Origin of the sequence: Couchioplanes caeruleus (assembly GCF_003751945.1) — a bacterium.
GTDB classification, from domain to species: Bacteria; Actinomycetota; Actinomycetes; order Mycobacteriales; family Micromonosporaceae; genus Actinoplanes; species Actinoplanes caeruleus.
The window spans coordinates 1,785,411-1,803,542 of record NZ_RJKL01000001.1; the positions used below are offsets into that span (position 1 = coordinate 1,785,411).

At 73.2% G+C, this 18,132-nt stretch carries 19 protein-coding genes; 13 read left to right on the forward strand and 6 right to left on the reverse strand.

The annotated features are described in order from the left end of the window. Positions 1 to 128 precede the first annotated feature (128 nt). From EDD30_RS07745 to EDD30_RS38880, 7 genes are all read left to right on the forward strand, one after another. Complete coding sequence (locus EDD30_RS07745; RefSeq protein WP_071808103.1) at positions 129 to 446, forward strand: PadR family transcriptional regulator; 318 nt, start codon at positions 129 to 131, stop codon at positions 444 to 446. Next, positions 440 to 1,339 (forward strand): hypothetical protein, encoded by a 900-nt coding sequence (locus EDD30_RS07750; protein WP_123678140.1) that lies wholly within the window; start codon positions 440 to 442, stop codon positions 1,337 to 1,339. Before EDD30_RS07745 ends, EDD30_RS07750 begins: the two co-directional genes overlap by 7 nt. A 90-nt stretch (positions 1,340 to 1,429) precedes the next feature. After that, positions 1,430 to 1,936, forward strand: coding sequence for a DUF2243 domain-containing protein (locus EDD30_RS07755; RefSeq protein ID WP_071809425.1), 507 nt, complete (start codon positions 1,430 to 1,432; stop codon positions 1,934 to 1,936). A gap of 7 nt (positions 1,937 to 1,943) precedes the next feature. After that, positions 1,944 to 2,714 carry a cytochrome c oxidase assembly protein gene (locus EDD30_RS07760; protein ID WP_211278038.1) on the forward strand — a complete coding sequence of 257 codons (771 nt, stop codon included), beginning with the start codon at positions 1,944 to 1,946 and terminating at the stop codon, positions 2,712 to 2,714. 90 nt (positions 2,715 to 2,804) lie between these two features. After that, a complete protein-coding gene (locus tag EDD30_RS07765; protein ID WP_071809426.1) occupies positions 2,805 to 3,143 on the forward strand; it encodes a hypothetical protein in 339 nt (112 codons plus the stop codon). Between the two features lie 87 nt (positions 3,144 to 3,230). Continuing rightward, positions 3,231 to 4,142, forward strand: coding sequence for an ATP-grasp domain-containing protein (locus EDD30_RS07770; RefSeq protein WP_071809430.1), 912 nt, complete (start codon positions 3,231 to 3,233; stop codon positions 4,140 to 4,142). A 250-nt stretch (positions 4,143 to 4,392) separates the two neighbouring features. After that, positions 4,393 to 4,743: an STAS domain-containing protein gene (locus tag EDD30_RS38880; RefSeq protein ID WP_071809427.1), complete on the forward strand. Its 351-nt coding sequence runs from the start codon at positions 4,393 to 4,395 to the stop codon at positions 4,741 to 4,743. 25 nt (positions 4,744 to 4,768) lie between these two features. Here the strand turns inward: EDD30_RS38880 and EDD30_RS07780 are convergent, their stop codons facing one another. Beyond that, the gene (locus EDD30_RS07780) at positions 4,769 to 5,710 is read right to left on the reverse strand and encodes an LLM class F420-dependent oxidoreductase (protein ID WP_084557676.1); all 942 of its coding nucleotides are present in this window, start codon (positions 5,708 to 5,710) and stop codon (positions 4,769 to 4,771) included. Between the two features lie 78 nt (positions 5,711 to 5,788). Here EDD30_RS07780 and EDD30_RS07785 point away from each other — a divergent pair, with 78 nt between their 5' ends. Continuing rightward, entirely contained in the window at positions 5,789 to 6,388 is a 600-nt protein-coding gene (locus tag EDD30_RS07785; protein WP_071809428.1) for a TetR/AcrR family transcriptional regulator, read from the forward strand. Between the two features lies 1 nt (position 6,389). Here EDD30_RS07785 and EDD30_RS07790 read toward each other — a convergent pair whose 3' ends face one another. The 4 genes from EDD30_RS07790 to pdhA are packed head-to-tail and all read right to left on the reverse strand — an operon-like array spanning position 6,390 to position 12,162. Beyond that, on the reverse strand, positions 6,390 to 8,723 hold the full coding sequence (locus tag EDD30_RS07790) for a transketolase-like TK C-terminal-containing protein (protein ID WP_244945158.1): 2,334 nt from the start codon (positions 8,721 to 8,723) through the stop codon (positions 6,390 to 6,392). 16 nt (positions 8,724 to 8,739) lie between these two features. Beyond that, the gene (locus tag EDD30_RS07795; RefSeq protein ID WP_071804145.1) at positions 8,740 to 10,053 is read right to left on the reverse strand and encodes a dihydrolipoamide acetyltransferase family protein; all 1,314 of its coding nucleotides are present in this window, start codon (positions 10,051 to 10,053) and stop codon (positions 8,740 to 8,742) included. Beyond that, positions 10,050 to 11,075, reverse strand: a complete 1,026-nt coding sequence (locus EDD30_RS07800; protein WP_071804147.1) for an alpha-ketoacid dehydrogenase subunit beta — start codon at positions 11,073 to 11,075, stop codon at positions 10,050 to 10,052. The genes EDD30_RS07795 and EDD30_RS07800 overlap by 4 nt, the downstream gene beginning before the upstream one ends. Before the next feature lies 1 nt (position 11,076). Beyond that, positions 11,077 to 12,162, reverse strand: a complete 1,086-nt coding sequence (gene pdhA / locus EDD30_RS07805) for a pyruvate dehydrogenase (acetyl-transferring) E1 component subunit alpha (protein ID WP_071804149.1) — start codon at positions 12,160 to 12,162, stop codon at positions 11,077 to 11,079. Between the two features lie 119 nt (positions 12,163 to 12,281). Here pdhA and EDD30_RS07810 point away from each other — a divergent pair, with 119 nt between their 5' ends. From EDD30_RS07810 to EDD30_RS07820, 3 genes are all read left to right on the forward strand, one after another. Beyond that, positions 12,282 to 12,791 carry an Lrp/AsnC family transcriptional regulator gene (locus tag EDD30_RS07810; RefSeq protein ID WP_071804155.1) on the forward strand — a complete coding sequence of 170 codons (510 nt, stop codon included), beginning with the start codon at positions 12,282 to 12,284 and terminating at the stop codon, positions 12,789 to 12,791. 221 nt (positions 12,792 to 13,012) lie between these two features. Next, on the forward strand, positions 13,013 to 14,557 hold the full coding sequence (locus tag EDD30_RS07815) for a serine/threonine-protein kinase (RefSeq protein WP_170208261.1): 1,545 nt from the start codon (positions 13,013 to 13,015) through the stop codon (positions 14,555 to 14,557). 63 nt (positions 14,558 to 14,620) lie between these two features. Beyond that, positions 14,621 to 15,085, forward strand: a complete 465-nt coding sequence (locus EDD30_RS07820) for a GNAT family N-acetyltransferase (RefSeq protein ID WP_071809409.1) — start codon at positions 14,621 to 14,623, stop codon at positions 15,083 to 15,085. Between the two features lie 28 nt (positions 15,086 to 15,113). Here the strand turns inward: EDD30_RS07820 and EDD30_RS07825 are convergent, their stop codons facing one another. Next, positions 15,114 to 16,079, reverse strand: a complete 966-nt coding sequence (locus EDD30_RS07825; RefSeq protein ID WP_071809412.1) for a LysR family transcriptional regulator — start codon at positions 16,077 to 16,079, stop codon at positions 15,114 to 15,116. A gap of 23 nt (positions 16,080 to 16,102) precedes the next feature. Here EDD30_RS07825 and EDD30_RS07830 point away from each other — a divergent pair, with 23 nt between their 5' ends. Both EDD30_RS07830 and EDD30_RS07835 read left to right on the forward strand, forming a co-directional pair. Continuing rightward, positions 16,103 to 16,975 carry a serine hydrolase gene (locus tag EDD30_RS07830; protein ID WP_071809408.1) on the forward strand — a complete coding sequence of 291 codons (873 nt, stop codon included), beginning with the start codon at positions 16,103 to 16,105 and terminating at the stop codon, positions 16,973 to 16,975. Between the two features lie 141 nt (positions 16,976 to 17,116). Continuing rightward, positions 17,117 to 18,079 (forward strand): MBL fold metallo-hydrolase, encoded by a 963-nt coding sequence (locus EDD30_RS07835; RefSeq protein ID WP_071809407.1) that lies wholly within the window; start codon positions 17,117 to 17,119, stop codon positions 18,077 to 18,079. Positions 18,080 to 18,132 lie beyond the last annotated feature (53 nt).

The window sequence follows — 18,132 nt, forward strand, 5'->3', positions numbered from 1 at the left end:
ACCTCCGCGTAGTCACTCCGTGACCTGTTGTGTCGGACATCGTGCACGGGCTCGCGGCACAGACGGGCACGGAACGGCCACCCCGCCGCAATCCGCGACCCTATGTAGAGATGAGATATAGTCCGGCGATGCGGATGACCGTGACCACGGCGCGCCTGCTCGCCGCCCTCCTCGCCGAACCCGGCACCGACCGGTACGGCCTCGATCTCATGCGGGCGACCGGACTGGCCAGCGGCAGCCTCTATCCGATCCTGCACCGGCTCCAGGACGCGGGTTGGCTCACCGCGCGCTGGGAGGAGATCGACCCGGTGGCCGAGGGCCGGCCGGCCCGCCGGTTCTACCGGCTGACCCCCGACGGCGTGGTGCAGGCACGGCGGGCCCTCGCCGAGCTACGGACGCAGACGACTGTCCCGGCCGCACCCGGCACGGCGAGGCCGGCATGGTGATCCGGCGGCTCGCCACGGCGCTGCTCGGGCTGGCCGTCCGTCGCTGGCCCGCCCGACTCCGCGACGGCCTTCGCCGCGAATGGGCAGCCGAGCTGCACGTGCTCGCCGAGGAGGAGCGTCCCGGGGCGGTGCTGCGGTTCGCGGCGAGCCTCGCCGTTGCCCGGCCCGCGCGCGAGCCCGCCTCCGTCGCGGTGCGGGCCCGGGCCATGGGGCGAGCCCTGCGGCTGACCGTCGTCGCCCCGCTGACGGCGGCCGCGATGTTCGTCGTCGCGGTGGTCGTCGCCGGCGTCCTGCTGCCCGACACCGGCAGCCTCCAGTACGGGGCGGTGGCGCTGCTCCTCGGCGCCGGCGCCGTCGTGCTCGCCCGGCTCGGCCGCTGGTGGACGGTCGGCGGCGCCACGACGACCGCGCTGGTGCTGGCCGTCACGGTGCCCGGGTGCGCTGCCGGCTTCCTCCAGTACGCGCTCACCGACAACTCCGCGAAGCTGGCGGCGCACGGTCCGGCGTACCTGATCTTCTTCGGCGGGCTCGGCGCGCTGCTCCACTTCGTCGCCCGGCTCGCCACCACCGGCCGGCGGGCGCGGGCCTGGTGGACCGGCGCGCTCGGCGCGCTGGCCCTCGCCGACGTCGCGGTGATGGTGCCGGTCTTCCTCGCCACCGGCACGCCGCACCCGGCGTCGGCGCCACTGTGGCTGGTCACCGCCCTCACCGGCAGCGGGTTCGGGCTGCCGAGTCCGGCCGGGTGGGAGATCTTCACCATCCTCGACCAGACCGAGCTGGACCCGCAGATCTTCCTGCTCTGCACCGGCATCGCCCTGGGGGCGATCATGCACCGAGCGCCCGCGCGCAACACCGCCGAAGAGTCCGGCCTACCCTCACCGTCCGTCCCCTGAGGAAGTCCGGTTTCGCCGCCGCCGGGGTGGGCATGCGCCTGGTATCCGGCGCCGGTCCCGACCGGCGCCACGGCGGGAGGACGCAGATTCATGCAGACAGATGCGCGGCCACGTCTGACGGCGCCCGGCATCATCCTGGGCATCGGCCTGGGCGGTTTCCTCGACGGGATCCTGTTGCACCAACTGCTGCAGTGGCACCACATGCTGACCAGCACGTCCTATTCGGCGGACACCGTGCACGGGTTGCGCATCAACACGTTGTGGGACGGACTGTTCCACACCTTCACCTGGCTGGCGGTGCTGGGCGGTCTCGCGCTGTTGTACTCCCGGGTCGGCCGCGACCGCTCCGGCCTGCTGTCGTCGCGATCCCTGTGGGGCTGGGTGCTCGTCGGCTGGGGCCTGTTCAACCTGGTGGAGGGCGTCGTCGACCACCACGTCCTGGGAATCCACCACGTCCGCGGCGGCCCGCACCAACTCGCCTGGGACCTCGGCTTCCTGGCGTTCGGGGCGCTCCTGACCGGCGGCGGATGGCTGCTGCAACGCGGCGCCGCGGAGCTCCGCGAGGGGGCGGAGCCGTACGACGCCGCCGATCGGTGAACCGGTCGTGACGCCCCTCGCGCACGGCGGCCACCCCACCGGCGTCGCGACGACCCTGGCCCCGGCGGCGCTGCCGGCGCTGCTGGCGGTCGGCTACGTCCTGGCGGTCCGGCGCGACGGGCGGGGCTGGCCGCGCCATCGCACCGCGGCTTTCCTCACCGGAGCGGCGCTGCTGGCCGTGGCATTGCTGCCGCCGGTGAGCGGATACGCCGAGCGCAGCTTCCACGGGCACATGGTGCAGCATCTGCTGCTGGCCATGCTGGGCCCGTTGTGCCTGGCGCTGGGTGCGCCGGTCACCCTGCTGCTGCGCGCTCTGCCCGTACGGCGCGCGCGGCAGATCACCCGGCTCCTGCGCGGCCGGCCCGCCCGGCTGGTGACCCACCCGCTTGTCGTACTCCTGCTCAACGTCGGCGCACTGCCGGCGCTGTACCTGACGCCGCTGTACACCGCGACCACGACCAGCCCGCCGCTGCACCACGCCGTACACGCTCACTTCGTGGCGGCCGGATACCTCTTCGCCTGGGTGATCGCCGGCCCCGATCCGGCACCGCACCGGCCGTCGGTCCCGGCCCGGCTGGTGATGCTCGGCGTGGCCATCGCCGTCCATGCCACGCTGGCCCAACTGATCTACGCGGGCGTCGCCGTCCACCTGGACGTCCCCGCGGACGACCGCCGCGCGGGCGCCGACCTCATGTACTACGGCGGCGACATCGCCGAACTCCTCTTGGCCCTGGCCATGCTGACGTCCGCGTTCGGGCGAACGGTCCGCAGCGTGTGACGAGGGTGAAATCTTCGCCCGACCGTCGACCGCCGTTCTCCCGCGCTCTACTCTGACTAACTCGGACAGCCCTTGTCGAAAGGCAGCGCGATGACCGGCACGACGCTCGACGTCGGCACCAGGTCCGACGGCAGCCTCGTCATCCAGCCCCACGGCGTCCTGCACGCCGAGGATGCGGTCGAGCTGCGCCGCACTCTCATCCACGCCGTCCGGCACATCCGCCCGCTGCGGCTGATCCTCGACCTGGGCGACCTCGACGGCCTCGACCCGATCAACCTGGGCACCCTCGCCGCCGCCTGTCACCTCGGCGACGACCATCAGGTCGCCGTCTTCCTCGACTACTCCTCGGTCACCCTGGCCGGGCAGCTCACCGCCGCGGGCGTGGCCGCCCACCGGCTCCGCCACATCGGGCACCGCGCGGCGGCATAGCCGCACCACCGGATGACGGCGGAGGCGGGCGGCCTCGGTCATCAAAATGCGCTGGCACACGACCGCGGAGCCGGGTACAAGATCTTCATGATCCACGATAAGAGCGGGCGAGCCACCCGGGTCGCCCTCGTCACGGCCGACATCTTTCCCGACCTCTACGAGGACGACCATCCACTGCGCGACGCGCTGCTGGCCCGCGGGGCGGCGGTGGACGCGGTCCGCTGGGACGATCCGGCCGCCGACTGGGACGGGTACGACCTGGTGGTCCTGCGCTCACCGTGGGACTACACGTCGCGGCGGGACGAGTTCGTCGCCTGGGCCCGTACGGTCTCGCGGCTGGCCAACCCGGCCGACATCGTGGAGTGGAACACCGACAAGCACTATCTCGGCGAACTCGCCGCCGCCGGCCTGCCGATCACCCCGACGACCTTCGTCGAGCCGGGCGAGGCCTGGACGCCGCCGGAGGCGGGCGAGTGGGTGATCAAGCCGACGATCAGCGTCGGCAGCAGGGACACCGGCCGGTACCTGCTGCCCGAGGACCTCACCGCCGCCCGCGCACTCGCGGAGCGGCTCAGCGCCGCGGGGCGTACGACGATGGTCCAGCCGTACCTCGCCGCGGTCGACACCGCGGGCGAGACGGCGATCCTGTGCCTGCCGGACGCCACCGGCGCCCTGACCTTCAGCCACGCGATCCGCAAGGGTCCCCTGCTGAACGGCCGGGGCGAGCGCTTGGGCGAGTACAGCGAGGACATCACCACCCGGACCCCCTCGGCGCGGGAGCGGGATCTCGCCGAGCGCGTGCTGGGGCTGGTTCCGGGCGGCGCCGATCGCCTGCTCTACGCCCGGATCGATCTGGTCCCGGGCCAGGACGGCGCCCCGCTGCTGCTCGAGCTCGAGCTCGCCGAGCCCACGCTGTTCCTGCGGACCGCGGACGGCGCGGCTGCCCGGCTGGCCGACGCCATCCTCCGCCGGATCCGGGTTTCCTCCAGAGCCGGATAAGAGCTGCTGTGGATCGGCTGTAAAAGGGGCACGTCGCCATGGCCGAGAAGATCGCGAGCAGCACCGGCGCTGCGCTCGGTCCTCACGAGCGGCGACCTGCTCGACGTCTCCGACTGAGCGGCCTTTCCTCTCCTCCGGGTTGCCGCCTCACTCACCTCGGGCCAGACTTCGGGTATCGCTCGTCACTTCGGGTATCGCTCGTCCTCGGGCGAGGAGACCCGGTGGCGCAGCGTCCCGGAAGGAGAAGCCCGTGACGGACACTGAGCCATGGGCCGGACCATCAGCACCGCCGCCGCCCGCGAGCGTCACCGTCGTCGGGACCACCGACGCGCTGACGATCGCGGTGGCGGGTGAGCTCGATGCGGCGAACCGCGTCGCGGTCCACGACGCGCTGCACGACGCCATCGCCGCGCGCAGCCCGCGGCACGTCGTCATCGACCTCGCCGGCCTGAGCTTCTGCGACACCGCCGGCATACGCGTGCTCGCCGGCATCCTCCGGCAGCTCACGGTGGACGGCACCACCTGCCACGTGCGCAAGCCGCAACCCCACGTCGCCCGGCTCCTGCGGCTCATCCCGACGGACGCGGTGGTCGTCCCCTAGCGGCCGGCGGCACCGGCCCCGTGGCTCAGGCGGCGACGAGGGGTTGGAGGGCGGCGCCGAGCCGTTCGACGGCGCCCGGGCGGTGGCCGTTGCGGATCAGGTTGATGGTGATGCCGTCGATCCCGGCGCCCAGGACCTTCTCGTGCACCTGCTCGGCGACCTGGTCGGCCGTGCCGAGGAAGACCCGGTTGCGGCGGTCCTCGGGTACGGCCTGGGCGAGTTCCCCGAGCTCCTGCTCCGTGTCGCCCACCAGGCCCATGACCAGATAGCTCGTCGCGAGCGTGGCGGGGTCGCGGCCGATCTCCTCGCAGCGCCGGCGCAGCACGGCGACCTTGTGCGGCAGGTCCGCGATGTCGCAGATGATGTTCATGTGGTCGGCGAAGCGCGCCGCCAGCCGGAACGTCTTCTGCTCGCCGCTGCCGCCCAGCATGATCGGGATCGCCGGCCGCAGCCGCGGGTTGTTCATGGCGCCGCGCGCCGTGTACCACTTGCCGTCGAAGGTCGCGGGCTCGCCCTTGAGCATCGGGGCGATGATGGTCAGCGCCTCCTCGAGCCGCTCGAAGCGCTGGGCGAACGACCCGAACTCGAACCCGTAGTCGTGGTGCTCGCGCTCGAACCAGCCGGCGCCGATCCCGAGCAACGCCCGGCCCTTCGAGACCACGTCCAGGGTCGTCACGGTCTTCGCCAGCAGGGCGGGGTTACGGTACGTGTTCCCGGTGACCAGCGTGGACAGTTGGATCGTCGACGTGGCCGAGGCGAGTGCGCCGAGCGTCGTGTACGCCTCGAGCATCGCGTTCTCCGGCGCACCGATGCCCGGCAGTTGGTAGAAGTGGTCCATCACCAGGACGGTGTCGAACCCCGCCGCCTCGGCCTCCCGGGCCTGCGCGACGACGGCGCCGAAGAGGTCCTCGACGGCAACGCCGGGATAGGTGAAGTTCGGAATCTGGTATCCGAGCCGGATGCTCACAGTGCCTCCGCCATGTAAGAGGGCTATCACTTGCTAATGTAAGAGCCCATTCACCCATCGGCAAGCGGGGAGGCCGGCGTGTCGACGGAACGGGGCTACCACCACGGCGACCTCCGGACGGCGCTGGTCCAGGCCAGCTTCGAACTGCTGGCCGACGGCGGCCTGCAGCGCTTCTCCGTCGCCGCGGTCGCGCGCCGGCTGGGGGTGAGCTCGGCGGCGCCGTACCGGCACTTCCCGGACCGCGCCCATCTGCTCGGAGCGGTCTCCGCCGCCGCCGCCCGCGACCTGGGCACCGCGATCACCGCCGCCGCCGACGCGGCGGGCCCCGACCCGGCCGAGCGCCTGGCGGCGGTCGCGGGCGCCTACGTCCGCTACGTCGCCCGCACGGGCGCCGGCTTCCAGGTCATCTATGCCGCCGAGCTGTACGACTTCCCGGACGACGCGCGCCGCGAGCAGACCCGGGCCCTGATGACCACCCTGATCGACCTGGCCACGGCGACCGGCTCCTCGTCATTCCAGGAGGCTCTGCAGCTCGTCGAGGCGACGATCGCCGTGGCCCACGGTTACACGTCGCTGCTGGCGGACGGCTTCTTCGCCCGCAAGGCGCACTCCGCCGACGCCGTCGCCGACCGGGCCACCGCGGCGACCCGCGCCCTGGTCACCCGGCCCCGGCGGTAGGTCAGACGAGATCCAGACCGGCGCGGACGATGCTGTCGGTGTCGATGCCGTGGTGGCGGTACACCGCGGCGAGCGCACCGGACTGACCGAAGGTGCTCACCCCGAGATGCCGGGCCGGCCGGCGGTGCACGCCGGCCAGGAAGGCGAGCGTGTGGGGGTGGCCGTCCAGCACGGTGAGCAGCGGCGCGGCCCGGTCGGCGGGGAACGCCGCCTCGAGGATCCAGGTGTCGGCGCCGCCCTGGCCGGCGCGGGCCTGCATGGCCGCGAACAGCAGGCCGGGGCTGGTCACGCAGACCACGTCGGCGGGCGTGCCCAGCGCGGCGAGCCGGTCGGCGGCGGCGATCGCCTCCGGCAGCATGGCCCCCATCGCGGCGATGGTCAGCGCCGGCGGCTGTGGGGCGCGGCGCAGCAGGTAGGCACCGGCGACGACCTGACGGCGGCGGCGTTCCCGGGCGGCCGGGTCGGCGGGGACGTCGGCGAGGCCCTGGTCCACCGGCCGCGAGGACAGCCGCAGGTACGCGGAGCTGCCGCCGGGCCTGCCGAGGCGGGCGAGTGCGGCGAGCAGGGTCCATTCCAGGTCGACCGTGAACGCGGGCTCGTAGCTGACGCAGCCCGGCTGCTCAAGCCCGATCGACGGGGTCTTGATGGACTGGTGCGCGCCGCCCTCGGCGGCGAGGGTGACGCCGGCCGGGGTGCCGACCAGGATCGACTGCCCGCCGGCGTACATGCCGAACGACCAGGGTTCGAGGGCGCGCTCCACGAAGGGGTCGTAGACCACGCCGATGGGCAGCAGCGGCTGGCCCCAGCGGCTCCAGGTGGCGCCCAGCTCGCCGAGCAACCCGACCAGGTTTCCCTCGGCGATGCCCAGCTCGATGTGCTGTCCTGTGGGGCGCTCGCGCCAGTGCAGGATGGTCTCGGGGTCGTCGTCGAACCAGTTGCGGCGGTTGTCGGTCGACCAGACGCCGACCTTGTTGATCCAGCCGCCGAGGTTGGTCGAGGACGCCACGTCGGGTGCCGCGGTCACCACGCGGCGGGCCACGGCGGGAGCCTGCCGGGTCAGGTCGAGCAGGGCCCGGCCGAGTCCCGCCTGGGTCGACGAGGTGCCGGACGGGGTCCGGCCCAGGTCGACGGGGACCTCCGGAGCCGGCTCCGCGGTCAGGGGCGCGCGGTGCAGGCGGGCGGTGACCTCCGCGCAGAGCCGGCCGGCCGCCGAGTGCGGCGCGAAGCGCGCCCACGGCGCCTCCACCGACATGCCGACGCGGGCGCCGAGCTCGCGAAGTTGCGCCTCGTTCAGCAGCGAGGAGTGGTTCTGCGGGTGACCCTCGGTGGCCAGCCCGTAGCCCTTCACGGTGTAGGCGAAGATGACGGTCGGGCGGTTGTCGTCGATCGCGGCGAGCGTGTCGCCCAGGGTCCGCAGGTCGTGGCCGCCGAGGTTGCGCAGCGCCGCCACGAGGGTGCTGTCGTCCAGGCCGTCGACCAGCTCCCGCAACGCCGGCGCGTCGGCGCCGTCGCCGGGCAGCCGCAGTCGCAACTGCTCCGGCGAGCAGCGCAGCAGCCGCTGGAACTCGGCGTTGGACATGTCGTCGACCCGCCGGCGCAGCGCGTCACCGCCGGGTCGCTCGAAGATGGCGCTGAGCAGCCGTCCGTACTTGGCGGTCAGCACCTGCCAGCCGGCGGCCTCGAACATGGCCTGCAGCCGGGTCGCCGCGACGTGCGGCACGACCCGGTCCAGGGACTGGCGGTTGAGGTCGACGATCCAGCACACCTCGCCGAGCTCGCCCACCATCGGGTCGAGGATCGCCTCCCAGCACGCCCCCTCGTCCAGCTCGGCGTCGCCGACCAGCGAATACTGGCGGCCGGCACCGGTCGAGGCGCCGCAGGCGTTGACGTAGCGGCGGGCCAGCGCGCCCCAGATCGGGGCGGTGGCGCCGATGCCGACCGAGCCCGTCGAATAGTCGACCGGGTCCGGGTCCTTCGAGCGGCTCGGGTAACTCTGCAGGCCGCCGAAGGAGCGCAGGGTGGTCAGGTAGCGCTCGTCCAGGCTGCCGAGCAGGTAGTTGATCGCGTGCAGCACCGGTGAGGCGTGCGGCTTCACCGAGACCCGGTCGTTCGCGGTGAGGTGGTCGAACCACAGCGCCGTCATGATCGTCGCCATCGAGGCGCTCGACGCCTGGTGTCCCCCGACCTTCAGCCCGTCGGGATTGGGACGGACCCGGTTGGCGTGGTCGATCATCGCGGTGGCGAGCCAGAGCACCCGCTGCTCCACCTCGCGCAGCACCGCCCAGCGGTCCTCGTCGCCCTCAAACCGCACAACGGCGGGATCGACCGCGGTCACGTCTACCTCCACAAGCTCAGAGATCTGCGAGCAAGATCGCCGGCTTCTCCACGCAGTCGGCGACGTAACGCAGGAAACCCCCTGCCGCGCCGCCGTCGCAGACGCGGTGATCGAAGCTCAGCGACAGTTGGGTGACCTTACGGACGGCGAGCTGCCCGTCGACCACCCACGGCTTGTCGACGATACGGCCGACGCCGAGGATACCGGCCTCCGGGTGGTTGATGATCGCGTTCGAGCCGTCGACGCCGAAGACGCCGTAGTTGTTGAGCGTGAACGTGCCGCCGGTCATCGCGGCGGGCGGCAGGGTCCCGGCGCGGGCCAGCCCGGCCAGCCGGCTCAGCTCGGCGCCGAGCTGAGCGGCGTTCATCAGGTGCGCCCCCTGCACCACGGGCACCATCAGACCCCGGTCGGTCTGCGCCGCGAAGCCGAGGTTGACGTACGGCAGCCGCAGGATCTCCCCCGCCGCCAGGTCCACGGTGGAGTTCAGCTCGGGGAAGCGCCGCAGCCCGGCGACGCAGATCCGGGCGAGCAGCGCCAGCAGGCTGACGCCCCGGTCCGCCAGCGCGTTCTTCGCCTCGATGAGGCCGGTGGCGTCAACGTCGACCCAGGTGGTCGCGTCGGGGATCTCGCTGCGGCTCCGCGCCAGCTTGTCGGCGACCGCGCGCCGCACTCCCCGCAACGGGATGCGCTCGATCCCCGCGACCGCCTCGACCGCGACCGGCCGGGCGGCGGCGGCCGGTCCGGTGGCGACGACGGCGGCCGTCCCGGTAGCGGCGGCGATGGCCTCCTCGACGTCGCGGCGCCGGATCACGCCGTGACCGCCGGGCACGACCGCGGCGAGGTCGACGCCGTGCTCGCGGGCCAGCTTGCGGACCAGCGGCGAGATGACCCTCGGCGCGGCCGGCTCGCGGGACACCGGGGCGGCGGCCACGCCGGCCACGGTTCCCGCCGTCCGGCCCCGGCGGGCACGCCGCCGGGAGGCCGGGGCGTGGCCGGTGCCGTACCCGATCAGGACGTTGCCCGAGCCGGCCCGCTCCTCGGTGCGGTACTGCTCGGCGGGACCGGAGCCACCGTCCGGCGCCGCCGCGGACGCGGCGACGGTGATCAGCGGCTCACCCACGGCGAGGACCGAGCCGGCCTCGGCGTGCAGGACCGCGACCGTGCCCGCGAAGGGCACGGGAACCTCGACCGCCGCCTTGGCCGTCTCCACCTCGACCACGACCTCGTCGACGGTCACCGTGTCGCCGACCGCGACCCGCCACTGGATGACTTCCGCCTCGGTCAGGCCCTCACCCAGGTCGGGCAGGCGGAAGACCTGGTCGGCGCTCATGCCGTGGTCCCGGTGTGCCGCAGGTCCGGCTCGTCGTCGAACTGGAGCCGGTCGACCGCGTCGAGGATCCGGTCGACGGTGGGCAGGTGCGCGTGCTCCATCTTCGGCGGCGGGTACGGAATGTCGTACCCGGTCACCCGCAGCACCGGCGCGGCCAGCGAGTGGAAGCAGCGCTCCTGCACCCGGGCGGCGATCTCCGCGGCGACGCCCGCGAAGCCCTGCGCCTCCTGGACGACGACGCAGCGGCCGGTGCGGCGTACCGATCGGACCAGGGTCTCGTCGTCGAACGGCACGAGCGTGCGCAGGTCGACGACCTCCAGGCTGATCCCCTCGGCCGCGGCCGCCTCCGCCGCCTGCATCGCGAGCGGCACGGTGGGGCCATAGGCGACCAGGGTCGCGTCGGTACCGGAGCGCCGGATCGCGGCCTGTCCCATCGGGCCGGCCGAGCGGGTGCCGAGGTCGACCTTCGCCTTGCTCCAGTACAGGCGCTTGGGCTCCATGAAGACGACCGGGTCCGGGTCGGCGATCGCGTCGCGCAGCAGCCAGTACGCATCCTCGACGGTGGCCGGCGTGACCACCTTCAGCCCAGGAGTGTGCGCGTAGTACGCCTCGCTGGAGTCGCAGTGGTGCTCGACGCCGCCGATGCCGCCGGCGAACGGCACCCGGATCACGATGGGCATCGTCAGCGCGCCCCGGGTCCGGTTGCGCATCTTCGCCACGTGCGAGGCGATCTGCTCGAACGCGGGGTAGGCGAACGCGTCGAACTGCATCTCGACGACGGGACGCATGCCACCCATGGCCAGGCCGACGGCGAGACCGACGATGCCGGACTCGGCCAGCGGCGTGTCGAAGCAGCGGTCCTCGCCGAACTTGCGGGTGAGGCCGTCGGTGATCCGGAAGACGCCGCCGAGCGCGCCGACGTCCTCGCCGAAGATCAGGACGCTCTCGTCCTCACCCAGCGCGTCGCAGAGAGCGGCGTTCAAGGCCTGCGCCATGGTCAGCTCGGTGGGTTCCGTGGTCATCTCATGCCTCCCCGGCGTCGAGCTCGGCGACGAGCTGCGCGCGCTGCTCCACGAGCTGCGCGGTCGGCTCGGCGAAGACGTGGTCGAACAGCGTGCGCGGGTCGGCCACGACGTCCGCGTTCAGCTTGGTGCGCACCTCGGCGGCGAACGCCTCGGCCTCGTCCTCGGCGGTCCGCACCGCCTCGTCGTCGATCAGACCCCGGTGCCGCAGGTACGTCTGCAGCCGGGCGAGCGGGTCGGCGGCGGCCCACCGGGTCACCTCGGCCTCGTCCCGGTACCGGGTGGCGTCGTCGGCGTTGGTGTGCGCCTCCATCCGGTAGGTGTGCGCCTCCACCAGGTAGGGGCCGCGGCCGGACCGGGCGTGCTGCACCGCGGTGGTGAGCACGGAGAGCACGGCGAGCAGGTCGTTGCCGTCGACCTGCTCGGAGACGACGCCGTATCCGACGCCCTTGTAGGCCAGGGCGGGCGCCGCCGTCTGCTGGGCCAGCGGCACGGAGATCGCGTACCCGTTGTTCTGGATGAAGAAGACGACCGGCGCGCGCCGCACAGCGGCGAAGTTGAGCGCCTCGTGGAAGTCGCCCTCGCTGGTGCCGCCGTCGCCGATCAGCGCCAGCACCACGCCGTCCTCGCCCTTGCGGCGCAGGGCCTCGGCCAGGCCGACCGCGTGGATGGTCTGGGTGGCCAGCGGGGTGCACTGCGGAGCCACCTTGACCGCCGCCGGGTCGTAGCCGCAGTGCCAGTCGCCGCGCAGCAGGGTCAGCACCTCGGCCGGGTCGAGGCCCCGGGCGACGAGGGCGACGCTGTCGCGGTAGGTGGGGAACAGCCAGTCGTCGTCGCGCAGCGCGAGGACGGCGGCGATCTGGCACGCCTCCTGGCCGCGGCTGGACGGGTAGACGGCGAGCCGGCCCTGCTTGGTCAGCGCGGTGGCCTGGGTGTCGAAGCGTCGGCCGAGCACCATCCGCCGGTGCGCCTCGACGAGCAGCTCGTCGCTCGGCCGCACATGACCGGCCGGAGCGGGCGTCTCGGTGCCGTCCGCGGCGACGAAACGCACGGGTTCCGGGGAAGGCAGCAGATCCTCAAGCCGCATGGCGACGCTCGCTCTCTCTGGACGCCTGATCGCATCAGCGTGGATTCGAGGCGATGTACGGTCAAGAGCGCCGGATGATCTCAGACGAATGGCCGATGCCGGCGGACGGGAGCGGCAACATGTCCACGGAGAGGCCTCCGGCGGACGGTCCGGCTGGACGTTCTGCCGGACCGCTTGACCCGACCGACGCGGCCCTGCTGGCGGAGCTGCGCCGCGACGGGCGGATCTCGATCCGCGCGCTAGCAGAACGTACCCATATTTCCCGGTCGAACGCCTACACCCGGGTTTCCCGGATGGTCGAGGACGGCACGATCCGCGGCTTCTCCGCCGAGGTCGACCCGCACAGCGTCGGGCTGGGCACGACCGCGTACGTCGCGATCACCATCGATCAGACCGCCTGGCGCCTGGTCGCGGCGGGGATCAGCGAGATCCCGTACGTGGAGCATTTCGCCCTGATCGGCGGCGACAACGACGTCCTCGCGCTGGTCCGGGCACCGGACAACACCGCGCTGCGAGACGTCGTCCTGGACCGCATCCAGGACATTCCGGGCGTACGCACCACGCGCACCTGGCTGGTGTTCGAGGAACGAACCGGGCGAGGGGTGCCCTACGGCGACGGGGAGGGATGATCGGGGCACTGTGGCGGCCATCACAGACCGTGAAAATCGTTCACGATCGTTACCATCTCCGGTCGGTGCACCACTTCCCCAGGTCGGGTACGATGTCGGCCATTCACATGAGGCGATCAGCATCGTGATCGATCCCGCGACGCCGGGACGAGCCGGTGCGGATCTCACGGTGAGTAGTGGCGTTAGGCCACGGTCGATCGACGGTCTGGGGAGGGATCACGGTGCGATCACTCGCGGGCCGCTATCGGGTGGAGGACGCTGTCGGGCGGGGCGGCAGCGCGGTCGTACACCGCGGCTGGGACCGCACGCTCAAGCGCCCGGTGGCGATCAAGCTCTTCTCGCCGTACCGGTACGGCACCGAGGAGCCCGCCGTCGACGTGCTGCGGGAGGCGCGGGCCGCGGCCGGACTCAGCCACCCGAACGTCGCCCGGGTCTACGACTACGGCGAGGCGATCGAGGGCGACGAGCGGCACCCGTACCTCATCATGGAGTTCCTCGAGGGTGACACCCTCGCCGACGAGCTTGCCCGCACCGGCGCGCTCGAATGGCAACGGGCCGTCGCGATCTGCGCGGACACCGCCGCCGCCCTGGCCGCCGCGCACGTGCGCAACCTGGTGCACCGCGACGTCAAGCCCCGCAACGTCATGCTCACCCCGGGCGGCGTCAAGGTCCTCGACTTCGGCATCGCCACCCTCGCCGGACAGAACAGCTTCGACACCCAGGGGCGGCTCTGGGGCACCCCGGCGACCCTCGCGCCGGAGCAACTGCGCGGCGAGCCGACCTACCCCGCCGCGGACGTGTACGCGCTGGGTCTGCTGCTGTTCGAGTGCCTCACCGGCTCGCGCGCGTGGCCCGGCACCACGGTCGGCGAGATTCTCGCCGCCCGGGCCGAGGGCCGGACGCCGCGCCTGCCGCGCATCGCCGGCCTCCCCCGCGAGATCATCCGTCTCTACGACGACTGCACGGCCGAGGAGGCCGCCCGCCGCCCGTCGGCCGCGGCCGCCGTCGAGATCCTCGGCCGGGCCATCGGCAGGATGCCGACCGTGCGCCCGGCCGTCGCCAGGATGCCGGCTCCCACCGCTGCCGGCAGCGCCGCGGCCCGCACCGCCGCCGGCAGAGCCCCGGCTCTCGCCACCCTCGGCAGCACTCCGGCACTGACCGCCCTCGGCCGCGTTCCGGTCGCCGTCGTCGGCGGTGTCCGGGCGATCGGACGGACCCGGTCCCGTCGCCGCGCCGCCGCCACCGCGTCGATGGCCGTCGCCGCGGCGATCGTCAGTGTCCTCGGCCTCCAGATCGCCAACGGCGGCGCGGCGCCGCACGGACGGCAGGCGGAGGCCGCCGCCGACGGCGCGGCCGGTGCCGCCGGCATGACCCCGACGCCGCAGGTCATGCCGCGCCCGACCACGAGCGCGCCGGCGCGCGATCTCCCCGCGGAGGCGGACCACCCGGTCCGTAAGCCGCCCGCCGGCACCATCCACGACATCGTGGCGCCGCCGACCGCCACCGTGACCTGGACCCGGCCGGCGCCGCACCCCACGACCACCGCCCCGGCCACCGAGCCGCCGGCGACCCATACCCCGGGCACGCCGCCGCCGGGCACGACGGCACCGACGACGGAGCCGACGACGGAGCCGACGACGGCCCCGCCCACCTTGCCACCGGTCGAGACCACCACGGTCCCGCAACCGTCCACGCAGGTCACCACCCCGCCGCCGGTGACCACGGCGCCCACGCCGGATGTGATCCTCGCCGAGATTCTCCCGTGACCCGCGCCGGCTGACGACCGCAAACCGGTTGCGCCGGGTGCCCGCGGGCGCGACCGTACGGGGATGCGCGACCACCCCGTACGGGAGATGACATCCGCCGAGACGGCGACCGTCGCCGAGATGCTGGACGCCTTCAACCGCGAGTTCGACACCCCGACGCCGGGCCCCGCCGTGCTCGCCCGGCGCCTGCCGGGACTCCTCGCCGACGGCCGGCTGGCGGTCCTGCTGACCGGGGAACCGGCCGCCGGCGTGGCCGTCCTGTCGCTGCGCCCCCACGTCTGGAGCGACGGACCGGTGGTGCTGCTCGACGAGCTCTACGTACGACCGGAGCTCCGCGGCCGCCGCTACGGCCACGCCCTCCTGGAAGCCGCCTGCCGGCTGGCCCGCGACCGCGGCGCGGAGACCATCGAGATCAACGTCGACGGCGAGGACAGAGACGCCCGGCGCTTCTACGAGGCGCACGGCTTCACCCACACCGAGCCCGGAGCCGACGAGCCGATGTACTTCTACTACCGCGACCTCGCCTGAAGCTCGATCCCGCCCGGGTCGGCACCCGTCAACGGCCGGGGCGGACCGTGTCGAAGACGACCGACCAGGGCGCCGGCGTGCCGACCGGCGCGGTCACCGCCGGTGACGCCGGTCCGGTGAGGACCTCGGCGGCCAGGGTGGCGAAGCGCTCGGCCGCCGGGTGCGCGCCGCGGCGCGGCCAGACCGCGGAGACCTCCTGGTGCAGCGGCTCACCGGTCAGCGGACGCCAGGCGATGCGGGGTTCGCGGCGTACCACGGCCTCGCGGTGCAGAGCGACGCCGTTTCCCGCCAGGACCAGGCCGCAGAGCAGTTCCGGGCTGCGGGCATGCCGGATCCGCTCCGGCACGAAGCCGTTGTCCCGGGCGACCGCGAGGATGTGGTCGTAGCAGGCGGGTGCGGTGGCGCGCGGGAAGAGGACGAGGCCGTGGCCGGTCAGGTCGGCGAGGCTCAGCGTGGCGGACCGGGCGAGCGGCGAGGCGCGAGGCAGGACCACGCCCAGCGGCGTACGGGTAACCGGGCCGGAGTCGAGGTCGACCAGGTCGGCCGGGCGGTGCACCAGGCCCACGTCGAGCCGGGCGGTGGCCAGCGCGTCAAGTTGCTCGGCGGTGGTCAACTCATGCAGATCCACATCCAGTCCGGGCGCGTGCGCGGACAGCCGGCGCAGAAGCTCGCCGAGGGCCGGCGCCGGGGTGTCCGGCGGTACGCCCGCCCGGAGCGTGCCCAGATCACCGTCGCGGATGGTGCGCATGAGCGTCCGCATGCGCCGTTCCGCCGCGAGCAGCTCCCTCGCCTGCTCGACCAAGGCCTGACCGGCGGTGGTCAGCGCGGTGCCCCGGGGCAGCCGGTCGAAGAGGGCGACGCCGAGCTCACGCTCCAGCCGGCGCATCGCCTGGCTGAGCGGTGGCTGGGCGATGCCGAGCGCCTCCGCGGCCCGGCTGAAGTGCAGTTCCTCGGCGACGACCAGGAAGTACCGCAGGTGCCGGAAAAGATCCACGGCGTCCACCCTAGGGTGGTCCGATGCCCTTCGACGACGACGTGTTCGCCGCCGGTGGCGTGGAGGGATGGCTGCACGCCCGCGACATCGACACCGGACGCGCCATGGGGTGCCGGGCCGGCGAACCGGTGGTCCTCAGCTCCGTCTTCAAGATTCTGCTGGCGCTGGAGTTCGCCCGCCAGGTGGCCTCGGGCGCGCTCGACCCGGCGGAACGGGTGACGGTGGGCGGCGGCGACCGGCTGGGTGGCTGGGGCACCGGCGGATGCGCCGACGACATCGAGCTGTCGCTGCGCGACCTGGCCTACTTCACCATGTCGGTCAGCGACAACACCGCCGCGGACGTGCTGCTGCGCCGGGTCGGGCCGGACCTGCTGCCGCTGCTCGCCGCCGAGCTGGGCCTGACGCGGACCCGGGTGGTCGGCGGCCCCCGCGAGATGCTCGAGACGATGTTCGCCGACGTCGGCGTGGCGGACGCCGCCGGTTTCGCCCGGGTGTTTCCCACCCTCTCCGACGCTCAGGTGCGCTCGCTGCGCGTCTTCGATCCGCAGCGGACGACGTCGAGCACGCCGGAGGAGATCACCCGCCTGCTGCAGCTCGTCTGGCGGGACGCGGCCGGGACGCCCGAGGCCTGTGCGATGGTGCGCGACCTGATGGCGCGGCAGATGTTCTGGACTCGGCTCGCGGCCGCGTTCCCGGCGGGCGTCCGCGTGTCCGGCAAGACCGGCACGCTGCCCGGCCTGCACATGGAGGCCGGCGTGGCGGAGTATCCGGACGGCGGGCGGTACGCGCTGGCGGTGTTCGTCCGGACCCACCGGCTCGACACGTCCCGGATGGACGTGGACCGGCTGCTCGGGCGGGCCGCCGCGGCCGCGGTGCGGCACCTGCGCGACGAGTGAGCCGCGTCACTCGAGAGGTACGGCGGGTCCGCCGGGAGCTGGGCCGATATCCGGACGGCTATGACGGGTGCGGCGACGGGATCTTGGACGCGCGGCCGGGGCCGCTGATGTGCTGCGGGTCCGTTCGACGAAAGGACCCCGATGTCTCGCACCGCCTTCGACCGCCGCGGCTTCCTGCGTACCGCCGCGGCCGGCACCGCGCTGGCCTCACTGCCCGCGGCGCTGCCCGCACCGGCCGCCGCCGCGCCCGCCGCCGCGCCCACGCGCAAGCGGACCGCGACGTTCCGCTGGCTCGGCACCACCGGCTGGCGCATCGACGTCGCGGGCCGGACCGTCCTCATCGACCCGTACGTGAGCCGCTTCCCTACCGGGCTGTTCGGCGGCACGTTCAACCCGGCCACGCCGTTGGCCGTGGATCCCGGGGCGATCGCCGCCGCGGATCTGGGCGATCCGGAGACCGTACTGGTCACGCACACCCACTGGGACCACTTCGCCGACGTGCCCTACCTGGCCCGCACGACCGGGGCGCGGGTGCTGGGCACCCTGACCGCCTACCACCTGGGTCTGGCCGCCGGCGTACCCGGTGCGCAGTTGAGCCCGGTCAAGGGTGGCGAGGTGCTGGACTTCGGCGACTACCACATCGAGGTGGTCGCCGCGCTGCACAGCCGCAACGCCGGATATTCGCTGGCCTTCCCGGGCGTCCGGGTGCAGGTCCCCGCCGCCCCGGCGACCATCGCCGATCTGCCCGAGGGCGACACCCTGGCGTACGTCTTCCACGTACCCGGCGGGCCGTCGGTCTTCCTCATGGGCGCCAGTGACTTCGTTGAGCGCAACCTGACCGGCATTCGGCCGGACGTCGCGATGATCCCGATCAACAGCGGCAACGCCACCCTCGACTACGTGCCTCGCCTCCTCGCGGCGCTCGACCACCCGGCCGTGGTGGTGCCGGTGCACTGGGACAACTTCGAGACGCCGCTGAAGAACCCGCCGGTGGTGGCGCCCGCCGACCGCGACCGGCTGGACGCGTTCCTCGCGGCGATCCGGGCGGCGTCGCCGCATACCCGAATTCTGCGGCCGGAGTTCCGTACGCCGTACAGGTTCTGATCCGTTCGCGGCATCTGCCGGAGGCCGAAGAAATCGACTCTTGTCAAAGTCTT

Excerpts from the sequence above, each read along its gene's own strand:
- EDD30_RS07745 (WP_071808103.1), top strand. The coding sequence starts at position 129 with ATGCGGATGACCGTGACCACGGCGCGCCTGCTCGCCGCCCTCCTCGCC.
- EDD30_RS07750 (WP_123678140.1), top strand. The coding sequence starts at position 440 with ATGGTGATCCGGCGGCTCGCCACGGCGCTGCTCGGGCTGGCCGTCCGT.
- EDD30_RS07755 (WP_071809425.1), top strand. The coding sequence starts at position 1,430 with ATGCAGACAGATGCGCGGCCACGTCTGACGGCGCCCGGCATCATCCTG.
- EDD30_RS07765 (WP_071809426.1), top strand. The coding sequence starts at position 2,805 with ATGACCGGCACGACGCTCGACGTCGGCACCAGGTCCGACGGCAGCCTC.
- EDD30_RS07770 (WP_071809430.1), top strand. The coding sequence starts at position 3,231 with ATGATCCACGATAAGAGCGGGCGAGCCACCCGGGTCGCCCTCGTCACG.
- EDD30_RS07795 (WP_071804145.1), bottom strand. The coding sequence starts at position 10,053 with ATGAGCGCCGACCAGGTCTTCCGCCTGCCCGACCTGGGTGAGGGCCTG.
- EDD30_RS07800 (WP_071804147.1), bottom strand. The coding sequence starts at position 11,075 with ATGACCACGGAACCCACCGAGCTGACCATGGCGCAGGCCTTGAACGCC.
- pdhA (WP_071804149.1), bottom strand. The coding sequence starts at position 12,162 with ATGCGGCTTGAGGATCTGCTGCCTTCCCCGGAACCCGTGCGTTTCGTC.
- EDD30_RS07810 (WP_071804155.1), top strand. The coding sequence starts at position 12,282 with ATGTCCACGGAGAGGCCTCCGGCGGACGGTCCGGCTGGACGTTCTGCC.
- EDD30_RS07820 (WP_071809409.1), top strand. The coding sequence starts at position 14,621 with ATGCGCGACCACCCCGTACGGGAGATGACATCCGCCGAGACGGCGACC.
- EDD30_RS07830 (WP_071809408.1), top strand. The coding sequence starts at position 16,103 with ATGCCCTTCGACGACGACGTGTTCGCCGCCGGTGGCGTGGAGGGATGG.
- EDD30_RS07835 (WP_071809407.1), top strand. The coding sequence starts at position 17,117 with ATGTCTCGCACCGCCTTCGACCGCCGCGGCTTCCTGCGTACCGCCGCG.